The organism is Pseudomonas caspiana, from assembly GCF_040224095.2.
Taxonomy (GTDB): domain Bacteria; phylum Pseudomonadota; class Gammaproteobacteria; order Pseudomonadales; family Pseudomonadaceae; genus Aquipseudomonas; species Aquipseudomonas caspiana.
Map to the genome: position 1 here is coordinate 5,328,593 of NZ_CP167995.1, position 17,807 is coordinate 5,346,399.

11 protein-coding genes, 2 tRNA genes and 1 pseudogene are annotated in these 17,807 nt (G+C 57.2%); 2 read left to right on the forward strand and 12 right to left on the reverse strand.

The window, feature by feature from the left end; genetic code table 11:
• Positions 1-45 precede the first annotated feature (45 nt).
• From ABRP31_RS24195 to rnr, 9 genes are all read right to left on the reverse strand, one after another.
• Positions 46-3,339: a transglutaminase family protein gene (locus tag ABRP31_RS24195; RefSeq protein ID WP_349971909.1), complete on the reverse strand. Its 3,294-nt coding sequence runs from the start codon at positions 3,337-3,339 to the stop codon at positions 46-48.
• Positions 3,340-3,666: 327 nt separating this feature from the next.
• The gene (locus tag ABRP31_RS24200; RefSeq protein ID WP_087269848.1) at positions 3,667-5,970 is read right to left on the reverse strand and encodes a YgiQ family radical SAM protein; all 2,304 of its coding nucleotides are present in this window, start codon (positions 5,968-5,970) and stop codon (positions 3,667-3,669) included.
• 432 nt (positions 5,971-6,402) lie between these two features.
• Positions 6,403-7,797: a replicative DNA helicase gene (dnaB, locus tag ABRP31_RS24205; RefSeq protein WP_087269851.1), complete on the reverse strand. Its 1,395-nt coding sequence runs from the start codon at positions 7,795-7,797 to the stop codon at positions 6,403-6,405.
• Positions 7,798-7,921: 124 nt separating this feature from the next.
• A complete protein-coding gene (rplI, locus tag ABRP31_RS24210; protein WP_020293665.1) occupies positions 7,922-8,368 on the reverse strand; it encodes a 50S ribosomal protein L9 in 447 nt (148 codons plus the stop codon).
• Between the two features lie 19 nt (positions 8,369-8,387).
• Positions 8,388-9,278: a hypothetical protein gene (locus ABRP31_RS24215; RefSeq protein WP_087269854.1), complete on the reverse strand. Its 891-nt coding sequence runs from the start codon at positions 9,276-9,278 to the stop codon at positions 8,388-8,390.
• Between the two features lie 37 nt (positions 9,279-9,315).
• A complete protein-coding gene (gene rpsR, locus ABRP31_RS24220; protein ID WP_002551829.1) occupies positions 9,316-9,546 on the reverse strand; it encodes a 30S ribosomal protein S18 in 231 nt (76 codons plus the stop codon).
• Between the two features lie 28 nt (positions 9,547-9,574).
• Positions 9,575-10,000: a 30S ribosomal protein S6 gene (gene rpsF / locus ABRP31_RS24225; RefSeq protein WP_027900435.1), complete on the reverse strand. Its 426-nt coding sequence runs from the start codon at positions 9,998-10,000 to the stop codon at positions 9,575-9,577.
• A 290-nt stretch (positions 10,001-10,290) separates the two neighbouring features.
• The gene (gene rlmB / locus ABRP31_RS24230) at positions 10,291-11,049 is read right to left on the reverse strand and encodes a 23S rRNA (guanosine(2251)-2'-O)-methyltransferase RlmB (RefSeq protein ID WP_349971908.1); all 759 of its coding nucleotides are present in this window, start codon (positions 11,047-11,049) and stop codon (positions 10,291-10,293) included.
• Positions 11,046-13,676: a ribonuclease R gene (gene rnr, locus ABRP31_RS24235; protein WP_349971907.1), complete on the reverse strand. Its 2,631-nt coding sequence runs from the start codon at positions 13,674-13,676 to the stop codon at positions 11,046-11,048. Before rnr ends, rlmB begins: the two co-directional genes overlap by 4 nt.
• A gap of 225 nt (positions 13,677-13,901) precedes the next feature.
• Here rnr and ABRP31_RS24240 point away from each other — a divergent pair.
• Positions 13,902-13,988 (forward strand) — tRNA-Leu (locus tag ABRP31_RS24240).
• 197 nt (positions 13,989-14,185) lie between these two features.
• Positions 14,186-14,272 (forward strand) — tRNA-Leu (locus ABRP31_RS24245).
• A gap of 118 nt (positions 14,273-14,390) precedes the next feature.
• Here ABRP31_RS24245 and ABRP31_RS24250 read toward each other — a convergent pair.
• From ABRP31_RS24250 to ABRP31_RS24260, 3 genes and pseudogenes are all read right to left on the reverse strand, one after another.
• On the reverse strand, positions 14,391-15,275 hold the full coding sequence (locus ABRP31_RS24250; RefSeq protein ID WP_372489473.1) for a methyl-accepting chemotaxis protein: 885 nt from the start codon (positions 15,273-15,275) through the stop codon (positions 14,391-14,393).
• A 21-nt stretch (positions 15,276-15,296) separates the two neighbouring features.
• Positions 15,297-16,352 (reverse strand): annotated as a pseudogene (locus ABRP31_RS24255) (methyl-accepting chemotaxis protein); the annotation flags it as partial.
• 124 nt (positions 16,353-16,476) lie between these two features.
• Complete coding sequence (locus ABRP31_RS24260) at positions 16,477-17,769, reverse strand: adenylosuccinate synthase (protein ID WP_087269865.1); 1,293 nt, start codon at positions 17,767-17,769, stop codon at positions 16,477-16,479.
• Positions 17,770-17,807: the final 38 nt, after the last annotated feature.

The window sequence follows — 17,807 nt, forward strand, 5'->3', positions numbered from 1 at the left end:
CGTGAGCGCCTATAAGGTTCGTACTTCCTGAACGATGCCGGTTTTTTATCTATGCAAACGCATATCCAGCGTCATCGGCAGTTCATCGTTGATGCTCAGCAAAGGCACTTCCAGTTTGCCGGGGGTGTGACCGATCCTGAAGAACCGTGCCAGACGACGGCTTTCCGCTTCGTTCGCGTTGACCGGCAGGGTCTCGTAGTTGCGACCGCCAGGATGCGCGACATGATACTCGCAGCCGCCCAGAGAACGCTGCATCCAGGTATCGACAAGGTCGAATACCAGCGGCGCATGTACTGGAATAGTCGGTTGCAGGCAGTTGGCAGGCTGCCAGGCGCGATAACGCACACCGGCGACAAACTCGCCAACTCGTCCAGTGGGCTGCAAAGGTATCGCAATGCCATTACAGGTCAATACATACCGTTTCGGCGGCAAGCCATTAATCTTGACCTGCAGGCGCTCCAGAGAGGAGTCCACGTAACGCACCGCACCACCGGCCGAACCTTCCTCACCCAGCACATGCCAAGGCTCTAGCGCCTGACGCAATTCCAGCTCGATGCCACTGACCGCGTAATCACCGACTTTAGGGAAGCGGAACTCCAGATGCGCCGCGAACCACTCTGCACGTACCGGATAACCAGCACCGTTCAACTCTTCGATAACGTCCGCAAAGTCTTGCTCAATGAAGTGCGGCAACATGAAGCGGTCATGCAGCTCTGTGCCCCAACGAGCCAGCTTGGCTGGCGCATACGGCTCGCGCCAGAACCGCGCAACCAATGCACGCAGCAACAACTGTTGAGCCAGACTCATCCGCGCATGGGGCGGCATCTCGAAGGCGCGCAGCTCCAACAGGCCCAGTCGGCCAGTAGCGCCGTCAGGGGAATAGAGCTTGTCGATACAGAACTCAGCCCGGTGAGTATTGCCAGTGACGTCGATCAGCAAATTACGCAGCAACCGGTCAACGACCCAGGGGGCAACTTCTTCGCCGGGTTTGGGCATTTGCGCAAACGCAATTTCCAGCTCGTACAGAGAGTCGTTACGCGCCTCATCAACCCGCGGAGCCTGTGAAGTCGGGCCAATGAATAGCCCGGAAAACAGATACGACAGCGATGGATGGTTATGCCAGTAACTGAGCAGGCTGCGCAGCACGTCAGGACGGCGCAGGAAAGGTGAATCACCCGGCGTCGCGCCCCCCAGAACAAAGTGGTTGCCACCGCCGGTGCCGGTATGACGGCCATCGATCATGAATTTCTCGGTGGTCAGCCGCGTCAGACGCGCCTGCTCGTAGAGAAATTCGGTGCGCTCCACCAGTTCATCCCAGGACGCGGACGGCTGCACGTTAACTTCGATAACACCCGGATCAGGCGTGATACGGAAATTCGCCAGACGCGGATCGCTCGGCGGCTCGTAGCCTTCGAGCAAGACCGGGCAGTTAAGCTCTTCAGCGCTGGCCTCAATGGCCGCCACCAACTCGAGATAATGCTCAAGCTTTTCCAGCGGTGGCATGAACAGGTACAAACGCCCTTCCCGCGCTTCGGCACATAAGGCCGTGCGGGTCAGCCAGTCAGCCGACTCGTCGATCTTCGGCATACGCTCAGCATTGGCGTCTGGCTGCTCGGTGAGCCCGGTGAGTTGCGCCTGAACTTGCCCGTCATCTGGCAGCTCGGGGAAATCCTGATTGAAGTCGGTGGGGTGAATGAACGGATATTCCGCCGCTTTGACCCAAGGTTGCGATGCCAGCGGCAAGCGATAGCCCAGCGCCGAATCACCGGGCACCAAGCGGCAATGGGTGTCCCGCAGATACCAGCGACCGCTCTGCCAGCGATCACCATCAACGGAGCGCGCCAGAGGAAGGACCTGACCGATAACCTTGTCCAGACCTTGAGCGAACACTTTGCGCAGCCGTGCACGCTCAAGTTCGTCACTGAGGCGTGAGTCTTCGGCGCTGACGTTGGCAGGCAGTGCGCCCTCACGCCACAGGTAATAGAAATTGTCTTCGTAGGCCGGGAACACAAAACGCGTAGGCACTTTCAGTCGCTCGGCCACGCAGGCCAAAAACCTTCCCGCCAGCTCACCTGTCGCGCCGTAGTTTTCGGTTTCTTCAGCAATCAACGTATTGTTGTGCCAGACCGGCTGCCCGTCTTTGCGCCAGAAGCAGTTAAGCGACCAACGCGGCAGTTGCTCGCCCGGATACCACTTGCCCTGACCAAAATGCACGATACCCAGCGGCGCATAGTGCTTGCGCATGCGCTGGAACAGCTCGGCCGACAAGGCACGCTTTTTCGGCCCCAGTGCAGCAGTGTTCCACTCGGCACCGTCGCGATCGTCAATGGAGACGAAGGTTGGTTCGCCGCCCATGGTCAGGCGCACATCGTTTTCAGTCAGATCGCGGTCGATCTGATGGCCTAGCGCTTGAATCTCGGCCCATTGTTCTTCGGTGTAAGGTTTGGTGACGCGAGGTACTTCCCAGATACGCTCCACCGACATCTCATGGCTGAACTCGGTTTCGCAAGGCTCGACCAAGCCACTGATCGGCGCCGCCGATGACGGTTCAGGACTACAAGCCAAGGGAATATGCCCCTCACCTGCGAACAACCCGGAAGTGGCGTCAAGACCCACCCAACCTGCGCCGGGCAGATAAACCTCACACCAGGCGTGCAAATCGGTGAAATCGACATCCGTGCCCGAAGGCCCGTCGAGGGCTTCAACATCGGCCTTGAGCTGAATCAGGTAGCCGGACACGAAACGCGCAGCCATGCCCAAGTGACGCAGCAACTGCACCAGCAGCCACGCCGAGTCTCGGCATGAGCCGGACGCGTTTTCCAGCGTGAATTCCGGGGTTTGTACACCCGGCTCCATGCGGATCAGGTAATCGATGTCCTGACTCAGGCGCTGGTTGAGCCCCACCAGAAAGTCGATGGCTGGCAACGGGGTGCGGTCGATGCTGGCCAGATAGTCAGCAAACTTCGGCGTCAGTGGCAGTTTTTCAAGATACGGCGCCAGCTCGCGCTGCTCTTCACTGGCATAGAAGAACGGGATCTTCTCGGCATAGGGCTCAAGGAAGAAGTCGAACGGATTGAAGACCGCCATTTCGGCGACCAGATCGACTTCAACACGCAGCTCGTTGGTCTTTTCCGGGAAGACCAGCCGCGCCAGATAATTGCCTTGGGGATCCTGCTGCCAGTTGATGAAGTGGTTTTCCGGCAGGACTTTCAGTGAATACGACAGCACTCGGGTACGGCTGTGAGCCGCCGGACGCAAACGAACAATTTGCGGACCTAGCTCAACCGCTCTCTCGTAGCGGTAATGCGTGACATGGTGCAAGGCAATATGAATCGACACGGCGTGCCTCCTGCGAGCCTGGACGGTATCGGAACCGCGCAAGACTTATGCCATCCGGGCAAATACGGCGGTTCCTCGGTGGCGAGGCAGAACCAGGCACTATTAAAGCGCCCACTGTGCCCCGCGGTGCAAGCGTTGCACAGAAATAAGGCATGGGGAGGGGAAATTTTTCGGAGCTAGATTGCCCTGAGCCACTGAAACCGACTGACTTGCAGCAAACACAGCCCTTGTAGGAGCCAACTTGTTGGCTCCTACAAGGATGTGCGCTTTAGTCAACACCCCTTTCGCAGCCTTCGGCAGCTGCTACAGAAAAGCTGGTAAGCGGGTTTAGCGCGGAACGACAGGCTTACGCTTCGGCGGCTTGGGACCTTTGCCTTTCGCAGCATCCATGCGCTCTTTGGCAGCCTGCCTGTTACGCGCCTCGGCGGCAGCTTTCGCTTGCTCGCGTTTGTCCCAGGGTTTGCTGCCGTCGCTGGCGCGAGGTGGCAAGCCGGTGTGCTGGGTGAGGATCCGTGTAGTTCCCTTGGCTACCTTATGGCTACCGGCGGGGGTCGAGTTTTTACGTCGGGCGCTCTGGTAACTGTCGGTTGCAGGCTGATGTTGCGGGATCAACTGATCCTTGCCCGAGCCAATCAAGTCGGCGCGACCCATACGGATCAACGCTTCGCGCAACATTGGCCAGCCTTTCGGGTCGTGATAGCGAAGGAACGCCTTGTGCAGACGACGCTGCTCTTCGCTTTTCACGATGGTCACCGCATCGCTCTTGTAGGTGACCTTGCGCAGCGGGTTTTTGCCCGAGTGGTACATGGCAGTCGCCGAGGCCATAGGCGACGGATAGAAAGCCTGCACCTGATCAGCACGGAAACCGTTACCCTTGAGCCACAGCGCCAGATTCATCATGTCTTCATCGGTGGTACCCGGGTGGGCTGCGATGAAGTAAGGAATCAAGTACTGCTCTTTGCCTGCTTCCTTTGAATACTTCTCGAACATGCGCTTGAATTTCTCATAGCTGCCAATGCCCGGTTTCATCATCTGGTTGAGCGGACCTTCCTCGGTGTGTTCCGGGGCGATCTTCAGGTAACCACCCACGTGGTGGGTCACCAGCTCTTTAACGTACTCCGGCGACTCGACCGCGAGGTCATAGCGCAGGCCGGAAGCGATCAGGATTTTCTTCACGCCCGGCAAAGCACGAGCGCTGCGATACAGCTGAATCAGCGACGAATGGTCAGTATTCAGGTTCGGGCAGATACCAGGGAATACGCACGACGGCTTGCGGCAAGCGGACTCGATTTCCGGGCTCTTGCAGGCAATGCGGTACATGTTCGCAGTCGGGCCGCCAAGGTCGGAAATGACCCCGGTGAACCCTGGAACCTTGTCACGAATTTCTTCGATCTCGCGAATGATCGACTCTTCAGAGCGGTTCTGAATGATCCGGCCTTCGTGCTCGGTGATCGAGCAGAAGGTACAGCCGCCGAAACAGCCACGCATGATGTTCACAGAGAAACGAATCATGTCGTAGGCAGGAATCTTTTCCTTGCCGTACGCAGGATGCGGGACACGTGCGTACGGCATGCCGAACACGTAGTCCATTTCTTCAGTGGTCATCGGAATCGGAGGCGGATTGAACCAGACGTCCACTTCGCCATGCTTCTGCACCAGCGCACGGGCGTTGCCCGGGTTTGTTTCAAGGTGCAGTACGCGGTTAGCGTGAGCGTAGAGAACGGCATCGCCACGTACTTTTTCCACGGACGGCAAACGGATAACCGTTTTGTCACGGGTCATGCGCGGGCTGGCCAGAATCTGTACGACCTTGGCCTCGTTCGGGTCTTCAACCGGGCCTTTTTCCTGCTCGATGGCGCAGGCTTGGGTGTCCTGGGTGTTCACGTACGGGTTGATGATCTTGTCGATCTTGCCTGGACGGTCGATACGGGTGGAATCCACTTCGTACCAGTCTTTAGGCGTATCACGGCGAATGAACGCGGTGCCGCGCACATCAGTGATGTCTTCAATCTTGTGGCCGTAGGACAGACGCTGAGCAACTTCGACGATTGCCCGCTCGGCGTTGCCGTACAGCAGAATATCGGCGCAGGCGTCGATCAGAATCGAGTTACGGACTTTGTCCTGCCAGTAATCGTAATGTGCAATACGACGCAGCGAAGCTTCGATGCCGCCCAGCACGATAGGCACATGCTTGTAGGCTTCCTTGCAACGCTGGCTATAAACGAGACTGGCGCGATCCGGACGCTTGCCCGCCATGCCGCCTGGGGTATAGGCGTCATCGGAGCGGATTTTCTTGTCCGCGGTGTAGCGGTTGATCATCGAGTCCATGTTGCCGGCAGCGACACCGAAGAACAGGTTCGGCTCACCGAGCTTCATGAAGTCGTCTTTGGACTGCCAGTTAGGCTGGGCAATGATTCCGACGCGGAAGCCCTGAGACTCCAACAGCCGGCCAATGATTGCCATGCCAAACGACGGGTGATCGACGTACGCATCACCGGTGACGATGATGATGTCGCAGGAATCCCAGCCAAGCTGATCCATTTCTTCCCGGCTCATGGGCAGGAAAGGCGCAGGCCCGAAACATTCGGCCCAGTACTTCGGATAGTCAAATAACGGCTTGGCTGCTTGCATGTCGGAACCTACGTTTGCACGTTGGAAAAATCGCGGGCGCGGAATATAGCACAAATTTTGATCAAGTCCGACGGCAATGGTCGGAATTGAGTTACTGATGGTGGTACTGCCCATTACCTGTGGGAGCTGAGCTTGCTCGCGATGAACGATGACGCGCTATCGCCATGAAACCGGGTCGCCAGTATCGCGGGCGAGCCCGGCTCCCACAGGGGTTTGCGATCCGCCTGAGACGGTTATCTGTGGGAGATTCCATGGTGGCCTGCAAGGGTTGATCCCGGTGGGAGCGAATTCATTCGCGAATGCGTCATGTCAGGCGACAGAAGTGTTGAATCTGCCGGCCTTTTCCCGAATAAATTCGGTCCCACAGGTTTTGCATAAGCTTGAGATACTACCAACCCAAGCACCGCTCCCACGTAAAACAGTCACCGCATGTTATTCGTCTTCGAAGTTATAACTGCCCGGCGCGAGGTTTTCAAAGCGGGTGTATTTGCCGATGAACGCCAGCCGCGTTGTACCAATTGGACCGTTACGCTGCTTACCGATGATGATCTCGGCGATGCCTTTGTGCTCGGTTTCCGGGTGATACACCTCGTCCCGGTAAACGAACATGATGACGTCGGCGTCCTGCTCGATCGCTCCGGATTCCCGCAAGTCGGAGTTGATCGGGCGCTTGTTCGGACGTTGCTCCAGGGAGCGGTTGAGCTGCGACAGAGCAACGACCGGGCAGTTGAATTCCTTGGCGAGGGCTTTCAACGAGCGGGAAATCTCGGAAATCTCGTTGGTCCGGTTGTCACCACCGGAACCCGGAATCTGCATCAGCTGCAGGTAGTCGATCATGATCAGGGCGATATCACCGTGCTCACGCACCAGACGCCGGGTCCGGGCACGCATCTCCGACGGGCTGATGCCCGCGGTATCGTCGATGAACAACTTGCGTTCGTTGAGCAGGTTGACCGCAGACGTCAGACGCGGCCAGTCGTCATCTTCCAGGCGACCGGCACGGACCTTGGTCTGATCGATACGCCCCAGCGAAGACAGCATACGCATGATCAGCGATTCACCTGGCATCTCCAGCGAGTAAACCAGTACCGCCTTGTCGCTGCGCAATACGGCGTTTTCCACCAGGTTCATGGCAAACGTGGTTTTACCCATGGACGGACGACCCGCGACGATGATCAAGTCGGCCGGTTGCAGGCCGCTGGTCTTCTCGTCCAGGTCGGTATAACCGGTGGAAAGTCCGGTAATAGCGTTATCAGTGTTGAACAGCGTATCAATACGATCGATGGCCATCGTAAGGAGATCGGTCACAGCGACTGGACCGCCCGTTTTCGGACGCGCTTCAGCGATCTGGAAGATCTGCCGTTCGGCCTCATCGAGAATCTCTTCGGCGTTACGCCCTTCCGGGTTGAACGCGCTGTCAGCAATTTCGGTGCTGATGCTGATCAACTGCCGCAAGGTCGCCCGCTCCCGGACGATTTGCGCATAGGCCTTGATGTTGGCCACCGACGGAATGTTTTTTGCCAACTCACTGAGGTAGCCCAGACCGCCCACTTGCGAAGTCTGACCTTCCTTTTCCAGCTGTTCGGCCAGGGTTACCACGTCGATCGGCTGGTTCTGATCAGCCAGACGTGCGATGGCGCGGAAGATCAGGCGATGGTCATGTCGATAGAAGTCACCGTCCGACACCTGATCGAGCACGCGTTCCCAGGCGTTGTTGTCCAGCATCAGACCGCCGAGTACTGCCTGTTCGGCCTCGATGGAATGCGGCGGCACCTTCAGGGCAGCAGTTTGCAGATCATATTGCTCGGGGGCGGAGATATCGTTCATGTCGACTCGAAATCAGGGATGGTAAAAACCATCGGTACAGAAAGACAAAGGGCACGACCTGTAAACAGGATCGTGCCCGATGTTAATCCTCTGACGAACAAGTCGCCAGACGATTACGTACTGCTTAAGCAGCCACCACGACAACGCGAACGGTTGCTTCTACGTCGCTGTGCAGGTGCACGGCTACGTCGAATTCGCCAACGTTACGGATGGTGCCGTTCGGCAGACGAACTTCGCTTTTTGCAACTTCAACGCCAGAGGCGGTCAGTGCATCAGCGATGTCGTGGGTGCCGATCGAACCGAACAGCTTGCCTTCGTCACCAGCGGTGGCAGTGATAGTCACTTCCAGCTCAGCCAGTTGGGCAGCGCGAGTTTCGGCAGAAGCTTTTTTGTCTGCAGCCAGTTTTTCCAGCTCGGCACGACGCTCTTCGAACGCAGCAATGTTAGCAGCGGTCGCAGCGGTAGCTTTGCCGTAAGGCAGCAGGTAGTTACGACCGTAACCGGCCTTAACATTTACTTTGTCGCCCAGGTTGCCCAGGTTAGCGACTTTTTCCAGAAGGATCAGTTGCATGTGAAAATCCTCTTAACTTTTAACCTTCACCGTTCGCGCTATCGGAGTCTTTCGATCCCAGACGACCGCGAAAATCAATCAGGCTGTCGACAATGGCAATAACCACAAGCAACGGACCTATCAGGTGCATGAATGGCACCAGCGTGACGTACATCCCCACCAACCAGAAATTGGCCAGTTTTTTTTGCGCCACCAGCCCATGAATCAAGGCTAGCCCGGCGAAGGCCAACGGTACGCTCAGCAACGGCAACAGAACCAACATTTGTACGCCAAGCATCGGCCCTACAAACATCGCTGCCAGCAGCGATAACGCCAGCCCTTTAGGGATTCTGATCTGACGAAATTCGCGACCAAAACCACCGGGGTTGTACAACAGCGCCTGCCAATAGCGCCCAAGAATCAGGCACAACACACTGAAAACCTGCAACGTAACCGCTATTGAACCGATGATCAGAGGCGGAATCAGTGAAGCGAAGGTAACTCGCTGGTCTGCCGAGAGTTTCTCGTAGACCTCACCGAAAGCCTGAGGCATGAGTTTCTCGAACTCCTGACTCAAACTGTCAACCATGGAGCTGAACACCGTTCCAAGGCTCACTGCACACAACAACCCGACTACCACGCTGACCAGCAGCACGCGATTCCAGGTGTGGCCTGCGCGTAAAACCAGCGCCAGACCACAAGCCCCTAGCAACACTAACAGTGCACTGGGATCCTTCTGGAAGTACCAGCAAACCAACGCTGAAAGCACTCCCACACCAATGACGCCGATGGCGTCCGAACCGCGCCGCAGTAGCACAAGACTAGCTGCGGCGGCACTCACACAGTACAACAGCGGCAATGCCGCAAATCCGGCCACAACCAGCATGGCCTGCAAACGTCCCCGCATGATGAATTCAGCCAAGGCGCGCATGCATTAGATCCCTTACTACTTTGTCGACTGCCCGGTCTCAGCGGCCGTGGCTGTCGGTGTAGGCCAGCAGGGCCAGGAAGCGGGCACGCTTGATAGCGGTGGCCAGCTGACGCTGATAACGTGCTTTGGTACCAGTGATACGGCTTGGAACGATTTTGCCGGTCTCGGATACGTATGCTTTCAGAGTGTTGAGATCTTTGTAATCGATCTCTTTCACGTCTTCAGCGGTGAAGCGGCAGAATTTACGACGACGGAAGAAACGTGCCATGTGATTGGCTCCTTAAAAGGTCCGTGGATTACTCGTCAGCGTTATCGCTGTTGTCGCTGTCATCACCATCAACGCCATCGGCGCTGTCGGAGTGCTCAGGACGGTCGCGACGCTCACGGCGCTCACTGCGGTTTTCTTCAGCCTTGAGCATCTCGGACTGGCCAGTTACGGCTTCGTCACGACGGATGACCAGGTTACGGATCACTGCATCGTTGTAGCGGAAGTTGTCTTCCAGCTCGGCCAGAGCCTTGCCAGTGCACTCAACGTTCAGCATCACGTAGTGAGCCTTGTGAACATTGTTGATTGCGTAAGCCAGTTGACGACGGCCCCAATCTTCCAGACGGTGGATTTTGCCGCCGTCTTCTTCGATCAGCTTGGTGTAACGCTCTACCATGCCGCCGACTTGCTCGCTTTGATCCGGGTGGACCAAAAAGATGATTTCGTAATGACGCATGAATGCTCCTTACGGGTTGTAGCCTGCCGCCAATAAGCGGTCAGACAAGGAGTGAATGACACTGTTAGTCTTGCTCAGGGACAGGCACATGAGCGCCTGCCGTGACAGCAAGGGGCGCAATTGTAGAGAAGGGGATGCAGAGGTGCAAGGCAATTGGTGAATATTTGAACAATTGCAGTAAAGCATCTAGTAGGAGCGCACGAGCACCGCGAGGCCGCGATAGCATTTTTCCTGAGACACCGCTATCGCGGCCTCGCGGTGCTCGTGCGCTCCTACAGAAAATACATCAACTATTTCTTTGCAGCCGCTTTCACATTACGCTGACGCAACGCTTCAAACAGGCAAACACCGGTTGCAACCGATACGTTGAGGCTGCTGACGCTGCCTGCCATCGGCAGACGCACCAGGTAATCGCAATGTTCACGGGTCAGGCGACGCATGCCCTTACCTTCGGCACCCATGATCAGAATGGTCGGACCGGTGAGGTCTTGCTGATACAACTCCTGCTCAGCCTCCCCCGCCGTACCGACAACCCAAAGGCCACGCTGCTGAAGCTTTTCCAGAGTGCGCGCCAGGTTCGTCACAGCAACCAACGGGATGACCTCAGCCGCACCGCAAGCCACTTTACGCACTGCAGGCGTCAGGGTTGCGGACTTGTCCTTGGGGACAACCACTGCCAGCGCTCCGGCAGCATCGGCAGTGCGCAGGCACGCGCCTAGGTTATGCGGGTCGGTTACACCGTCGAGCACCAGAATCAGCGGCGCGCCTTCGGTACGATCCAGTAGTTCATCGAGCATCGCCTCGCCCCAGACCTGACTAGGGCTGACTTCAGCAACAACACCCTGATGCACGCCATCGACCCACGCATCCATTTCACGACGCTCGGCCTGGCCGATCGAAACGCGATTCTCACCGGCCAGCGCAACCAGCACTTGAACACGAGGATCGCTACGTCCCTCGGCCAGCCAGATTTGCTTGACCCGCTTTGGGTGGTGACGCAACAACGCTTCTACAGCATGCACGCCGTAGATTTTTTCCAACGAACTCATGACTTGGCCTTAGGCTTGCGCGCCCCGCCGCTTTTCGCGGCTGGGGCCGAACCCGCCTTAGGCGGGCCTTTACGGTGTTTACTGGGTTTAGCAGGTCTGTCCGATGATGGCGCAGAACCGGCTTTACCGGACTTTCCCGACGATGCCTTGCTACCACCCTTCGCTTCAGCCAGCAGAGCCTGTTTCAATTCTCGACTTTTACGCACTTCAGCGTTTTTCGCTGCTGCGTCACTAGGCCGATAGGCTTCGGGCTCCGCGCTGACCTTGGCTTTAGCCTTGGCCGGACGCTTGCTCGGCGCACGCTCTGGAGCGGCGGCTTTTTCGACAGGCTGCGGTTCGGCGCCACGACGCTTGCGACCAATCGGCGCACTGATGGTTTTTTCGGCCATCTCGAAGTCGATCTTGCGCTCATCGAGGTCGACACGCATAACGCGCACTTCAACCGTGTCGCCCAAGCGGAAGCTACGACCGGTGCGCTCGCCCGCCAGGCGGTGATGCACAGGATCGAAGTGGTAGTAGTCGCCCGGCAATGCAGTGACGTGCACCAGACCTTCAACGTAGATATCAGTCAGTTCAACGAACAGACCAAAGCCGGTGACGGCGGTGATCACACCCGGGAAGGACTCGCCAACGCGGTCTTTCATGAACTCACACTTGAGCCAGTTGACCACGTCGCGGGTGGCTTCATCGGCACGGCGCTCGCTCATTGAGCATTGTTCGCCCAACTGCTCGAGGATCGCCTCGTCGTACGGGTAGATACGCGCTTTCGGAATCGTCGCCCCGCCAGCACGACGCACATGCGGCGTGTCCTGCTTGGAGCGAATCACGCTGCGGATTGCACGGTGAGTCAGCAAGTCAGGATAACGACGAATCGGCGAGGTGAAGTGGGTATACGCTTCGTAATTCAGACCGAAGTGGCCGTTATTGTCAGAGCTGTACACCGCCTGACTCAACGAACGCAGCATTACCGTCTGGATCAAGTGATAGTCCGGACGATCACGTACAGTTTCCAGCAACGCCTGATAATCCTTCGGCGTCGGACCATCTTTACCTTTGTGCAGGGATAGACCCAGCTCACCCAGGAACGCCCGGAGTTTTTCCAGACGCTCAGGCGGAGGACCATCGTGCACGCGGTAAAGCGCAGGAATCTCGTGCTTCTTGAGGAACTCGGCAGTGGCCACGTTAGCGGCCAGCATGCATTCTTCAATCAGCTTGTGAGCATCGTTGCGAGTGGTCGGACGAATTTCGGCGATCTTGCGCTCGGTCCCGAAGATGATGCGGGTTTCTTGCGTTTCAAAATCGATAGCGCCGCGAGTATGACGAGCGCCCAACAGCACCTTGTACAGCGCATAGAGCTGTTTAAGGTGTGGCAACACTTCCGGGTATTCGCCCCGCAACTGGCGGGCGTCGCTGCTTTTAGGCTGTTCCAGCATAGTGCTGACCTTGTTGTAGGTCAGACGTGCGTGGGAATGGATCACCGCTTCGTAGAACACGTAGTCAGTCATCTCGCCAGACTTGGAGATGGTCATCTCACAAACCATGGCCAGACGATCAACGTGCGGATTCAACGAACACAGGCCGTTGGAAAGCTGCTCAGGAAGCATCGGCACAACGCGCTCGGGGAAGTACACCGAGTTGCCACGCACTTGCGACTCAGCATCCAGTGCCGAGCCGATCTTCACGTAGCTCGATACGTCAGCGATGGCTACGTAGAGCTTCCAGCCGCCCGAGAACAGACGCAATTTGCCGGGTTTGGCTTCGCAATAAACCGCATCGTCGAAGTCGCGAGCATCTTCACCGTCGATGGTAACGAACGGCAGATGACGCAAGTCGACGCGATTTTCTTTGTCTTTTTCTTCAACTTCCGGCTTGAGCTTGGCGGCTTCTTTCAGCACGGCCTCAGGCCAGACGTGAGGAATATCGTAGGTGCGCAACGCGACATCGATTTCCATGCCGGGCGCCATGTAGTTGCCCACGACTTCGACGATATCGCCCTGAGGCTGGAAGCGCGGAGTCGGCCAGTGGGTGATTTTCACCTCGACGAACTGACCTATCTTCGCGTTGTTATTACGCCCCGGAGTGACCAGCACTTCCTGCTGGATTTTTGGATTGTCTGGAATGACAAAACCAATACCGCTCTCTTCGAAGTAACGACCGACCACCGTTTCATGGGCGCGAGAAATCACTTCGACGATAACGCCTTCACGACGACCGCGACGGTCCAGGCCGGAAACGCGCGCCAGAGCACGGTCACCATCGAACACCAGACGCATCTGGGCCGGACTCATGAACAGGTCATCGCTGCCATCGTCAGGTACCAGGAAGCCGAAACCGTCACGATGCCCGGAGATACGCCCCAGGATGAGGTCCAGCTTGTCCACCGGGGCATAAGTGCCACGACGGGTGTAGATCAATTGCGCGTCGCGTTCCATGGCTCGCAAACGGCGGCGCAGGGCTTCGAACTGATCTTCAGTTGTCAGGCCAAATTCTTCCACCAGTTGCTCACGGCTCGCCGGCGAACCGCGCTCGGAGAGGTGAGCCAGAATCAATTCACGGCTGGGGATAGGGTTTTCGTATTTTTCCGCTTCACGAGCGGCCTCGGGATCGAGGGACTGCCAATCGGCCATTAGATAGTTTTCACCTTGTCTATATGCGGGCTAGTTTGGCATACACCTATTGAAACGGGAAATTTCAGACTCCAACAGCGCCTGAAAAACCTGTGACAAGACGCAAAAGAGCCCCGGAATACGCCGCCTGCGAAATTTTTCAGATTTTTTTCGCCACGGGGGTTTACAGTGTAAAAAGCGCTCCGTATAGTGCGCGCCATCGACAGGCAGACGCTTGTCGATACTGCCCAGATGGTGAAATTGGTAGACACGCCAGCTTCAGGTGCTGGTGACCGCAAGGTCGTGGAAGTTCGAGTCTTCTTCTGGGCACCAATTTCGAGTAGCAGATTGTAAAATCTACTGACTCCCACAAAAACCCGCGAAAGCGGGTTTTTGCATTTCAGATTTTTGTTTTCCATTTTTATTCCCAGAAGCTGGAAAGCATTTATTAAAACCAAAACAGGGGTTTACAGATCAAAACCTGCTCCGTATAGTGCGCTCCATCAACGGCGTGCAACGCTGCTGATGCTGCCCAGATGGTGAAATTGGTAGACACGCCAGCTTCAGGTGCTGGTGACCGCAAGGTCGTGGAAGTTCGAGTCTTCTTCTGGGCACCAATTCAAACAAAACCGAGCCATGTGCTCGGTTTTGTGCTTTCTGGGGTTTGGATTGCAGCCGGACCTGCGGGAGCAGAGCAGGCTCTGCTCCCACAAAAATCCCCCAGCGCCCCTGCAATTAAGCCCGGAACTGCCCCAGGCTCGCCTTCAACTGTGCAGCCAGACCATCCAGCACTTTGCCGCTAGCAGTGGTTTCCTCAACGACCTGCGCCGCACGTTGTGCCTGAGCATGTATGACCTCCACTCGCCCCCGCACGGCGTGAGCACCTTCGGCCTGATGAACTGCCGCCTTGGTCGCCAGACCAATCGCCGCGTGTACCTGCTCAACAGACTCTTGAACCGATTGCTGCAATTTAGCGCTATTGCGCAGCACCGCCAGACCTTCATTGGCCTGACGCCCCGCCAGTCCAATCGCCGCCACAGCCTCTTTCGCCCCCGATTGCAAGGCGCCGATGTGCGCCTGAATATCTCCGGTAGAGCTTTGCGTCTTGCTCGCCAGCGCACGAACTTCGTCCGCCACTACAGCAAAACCTCGACCCGTCTCCCCTGCCCGCGCAGCTTCAATGGCAGCGTTCAGTGCCAACAGATTCGTTTGCTCGGCAATGCCGTGAATCACTTCCAGTACCACTTCGATCTGCTCGCTCTGCTGAGCCAGCCGCTCGATGACTTTCGAACCGGTTTCGACCTGGCCCGCCAGCGCTTCAATCAAGCCGCCCACCTGGTTTGAAGTGCGCGTGTTTTCATCAGTTGCCTGACGGATGTCCACCACCTGCCGCAAAGCTGCCTGCATGGCATGGCTTTCGGACTGAGCTTCTTCAGCCATATGCTCAAGGGCCTGAAGGCTGGCGGCCACTTCGTCGCGCTGCAGCTCTGCGGCAGCACCGGCACCCGCGTTACGCTGGCTCATCGCATTGATTTCAACGCCCGTGCGCTGTGCCACATCTCCTGCCTCGCGGACGATCGGCTGAAGCTTGGCGACAAAACGGTTGACGGCTGCCGCCATGTCACCAATTTCATCATTACTGTCGAGCTTCACTCGCTTGGTCAGATCACCCTCGCCCGCCGCCAGATCATCCAGCGCTGCAATCAACAACAGCAGCTTGTTGACCACCCTGCGTCCCAGCACCACAGCCAGAACCAGGAGTACGCCCAGCCCGACTAGCGCAAGGCCCATGCCGATCCGCCACCGCAGCGTTTGAGCCGCTTCCTGCACAGCCGACGTGGTATTGGCCGACATGGCAGAAGCAGCGTTTTGCGCGGAATCCAGACGCGAGCGCAGTGCTGCCGAACTGTCCTTCGATGCGCCCGCCAGACTTTCGGAAACCAACTGCCCGCCACTGGTGATCAGCGTCGCAAAACGCTTGTCCAGAGCCACGAGATTTTCTTCGACTGTGGCCGTGGAAACTCCCATGCGCACCTTGCCGATCTCAACACCATTCGGGCTGATGGAGGCCTCGACGTAGTAAACCGAGCTGTCTGTTTTCGCAGCGTTCAGCACCTTATCCATCGCCCGCTCGCCTTCACCCTTGGCAAGCAACGCCTGGATCAGGGGATTTTCGCGATTCAGGTAACGGGTCAAGTGCTCGCCAGCCGCATCGTCATAGATCACGAACAACACATTAGGATTGCGCTGCGCACGACGAGCAAATTCGGACAGTGTAGGGGTGTCGTTATCCCACATGGCGCGGGGTGCCACAGCGGCCAACAGTTCGGCCATATCGGTGGCTGAATCCTTGAGGTCTTTTTCCAGCGTGGCACGCAGTTGAGCCTGCTCATCCTTCAGACGGGCTGCAAGGCCGACGCTCAAGCGCTGGCTCGTACTGGTCGCCAGATTGTCGAGGCTTGAAGTGACTTCGCGACTTGCCTGCTCGAGCTCGGAGGACAAGTGTTGCGAATCTACACCCAGGCGACTCGCAAGATCGGCTTCAAGCGCAGTAACAGTGCTCCGGGTAAGAGCGACCGCAACCAGCACCTGCACCAAAAGAGCGATACCCAGGGCAATGAACACAGGGCGCAGCAAGCGGCTGCGCAAGAGAGAAAGGACAGCTGACACGGGGAATCCCTCCACCATCGGCGCCATTAAAATGATGGCACCTTTTCTGACGCTTATTACAGCAATCGCCGTGCCGTTCCTGCGGCCACGGTAAAACCAGAAAAAACAAAGGGCCGCATATGCGACCCTTTATTTTTAGATCAACGACTTATCAGCCAAACGGGTGACGCAGAACGATGGTTTCGTTGCGATCAGGACCTGTCGAGATAATGTCGATTGGCGCGCCAACCAGCTCTTCCAGACGCTTGATGTAAGCGCGAGCGTTAGCTGGCAGCTCTTCAAGAGTCTTGGCGCCCAGAGTCGATTCAGTCCAGCCCGGCACTTGCTCGTACACAGGCTTGAGGCCCAGGTAGCTGTCAGCATCGGTTGGTGCTTCGATGACTGCGCCCTGCTCGTTCTCGTAACCGACGCAGATATTGATGGTTTCGAGGCCATCAAGCACGTCAAGCTTCGTCAGGCAGATGCCGGAGATGCTGTTGATTTCAATAGCACGACGCAGGATCACGGCATCGAACCAACCGCAGCGACGAGCACGGCCAGTGGTTGCACCAAATTCGTGCCCACGCTTGGCCAGGAACGCACCAACATCATCAAACAGCTCAGTCGGGAACGGACCCGAACCCACACGCGTGGTGTAAGCCTTGGTAATACCCAGGATGTAATCCAGGTACATCGGACCAAAACCCGAACCGGTGGCAATGCCGCCAGCCGTGGTGTTGGAGCTGGTGACGTACGGGTAGGTACCGTGGTCGATGTCCAGCAGCGAACCTTGAGCGCCTTCGAACATGATGTCTTTACCGTCGCGACGCATTTCATGCAGCGCGGCAGTGACGTCGAGCATCAGTGGCTTGAGCAGTTCGGCGTATTCCATGCACTCGTCGAGAGTCTTCTGGAAGTCGATGGCTGGCTCTTTGTAGTAATTGACCAGCACAAAGTTGTGATAGTCGAGCAACTCGCCCAGCTTGGCGGCGAAACGCTCGCGATGGAACAGGTCGCCGATACGCAGACCGCGACGTGCAACCTTGTCTTCGTAAGCCGGGCCAATGCCACGACCGGTGGTGCCGATCTTGAACTCGCCACGCGCCTTTTCACGCGCCTGATCCAGCGCAACGTGATACGACAGGATCAGCGGGCAGGACGGGCTGATGCGCAGACGCTCGCGCACCGGAATGCCTTTCTCTTCCAGCTTGATGATTTCACGCATGAGCGCATCAGGAGCAACCACCACACCGTTACCGATCAGGCATTGCACGCCTTCACGCAACACACCGGACGGGATCAGGTGCAAGACGGTTTTTTCGCCGTCGATCACCAGAGTGTGACCAGCGTTGTGGCCACCCTGGTAACGCACTACAGCGGTAGCATGTTCGGTCAGCAGATCAACGATCTTGCCTTTGCCCTCATCACCCCATTGGGTGCCCAGGACTACGACATTCTTACCCATAACACTTGTCCTCATTCACGCAAACTTGGTGTCGGCGG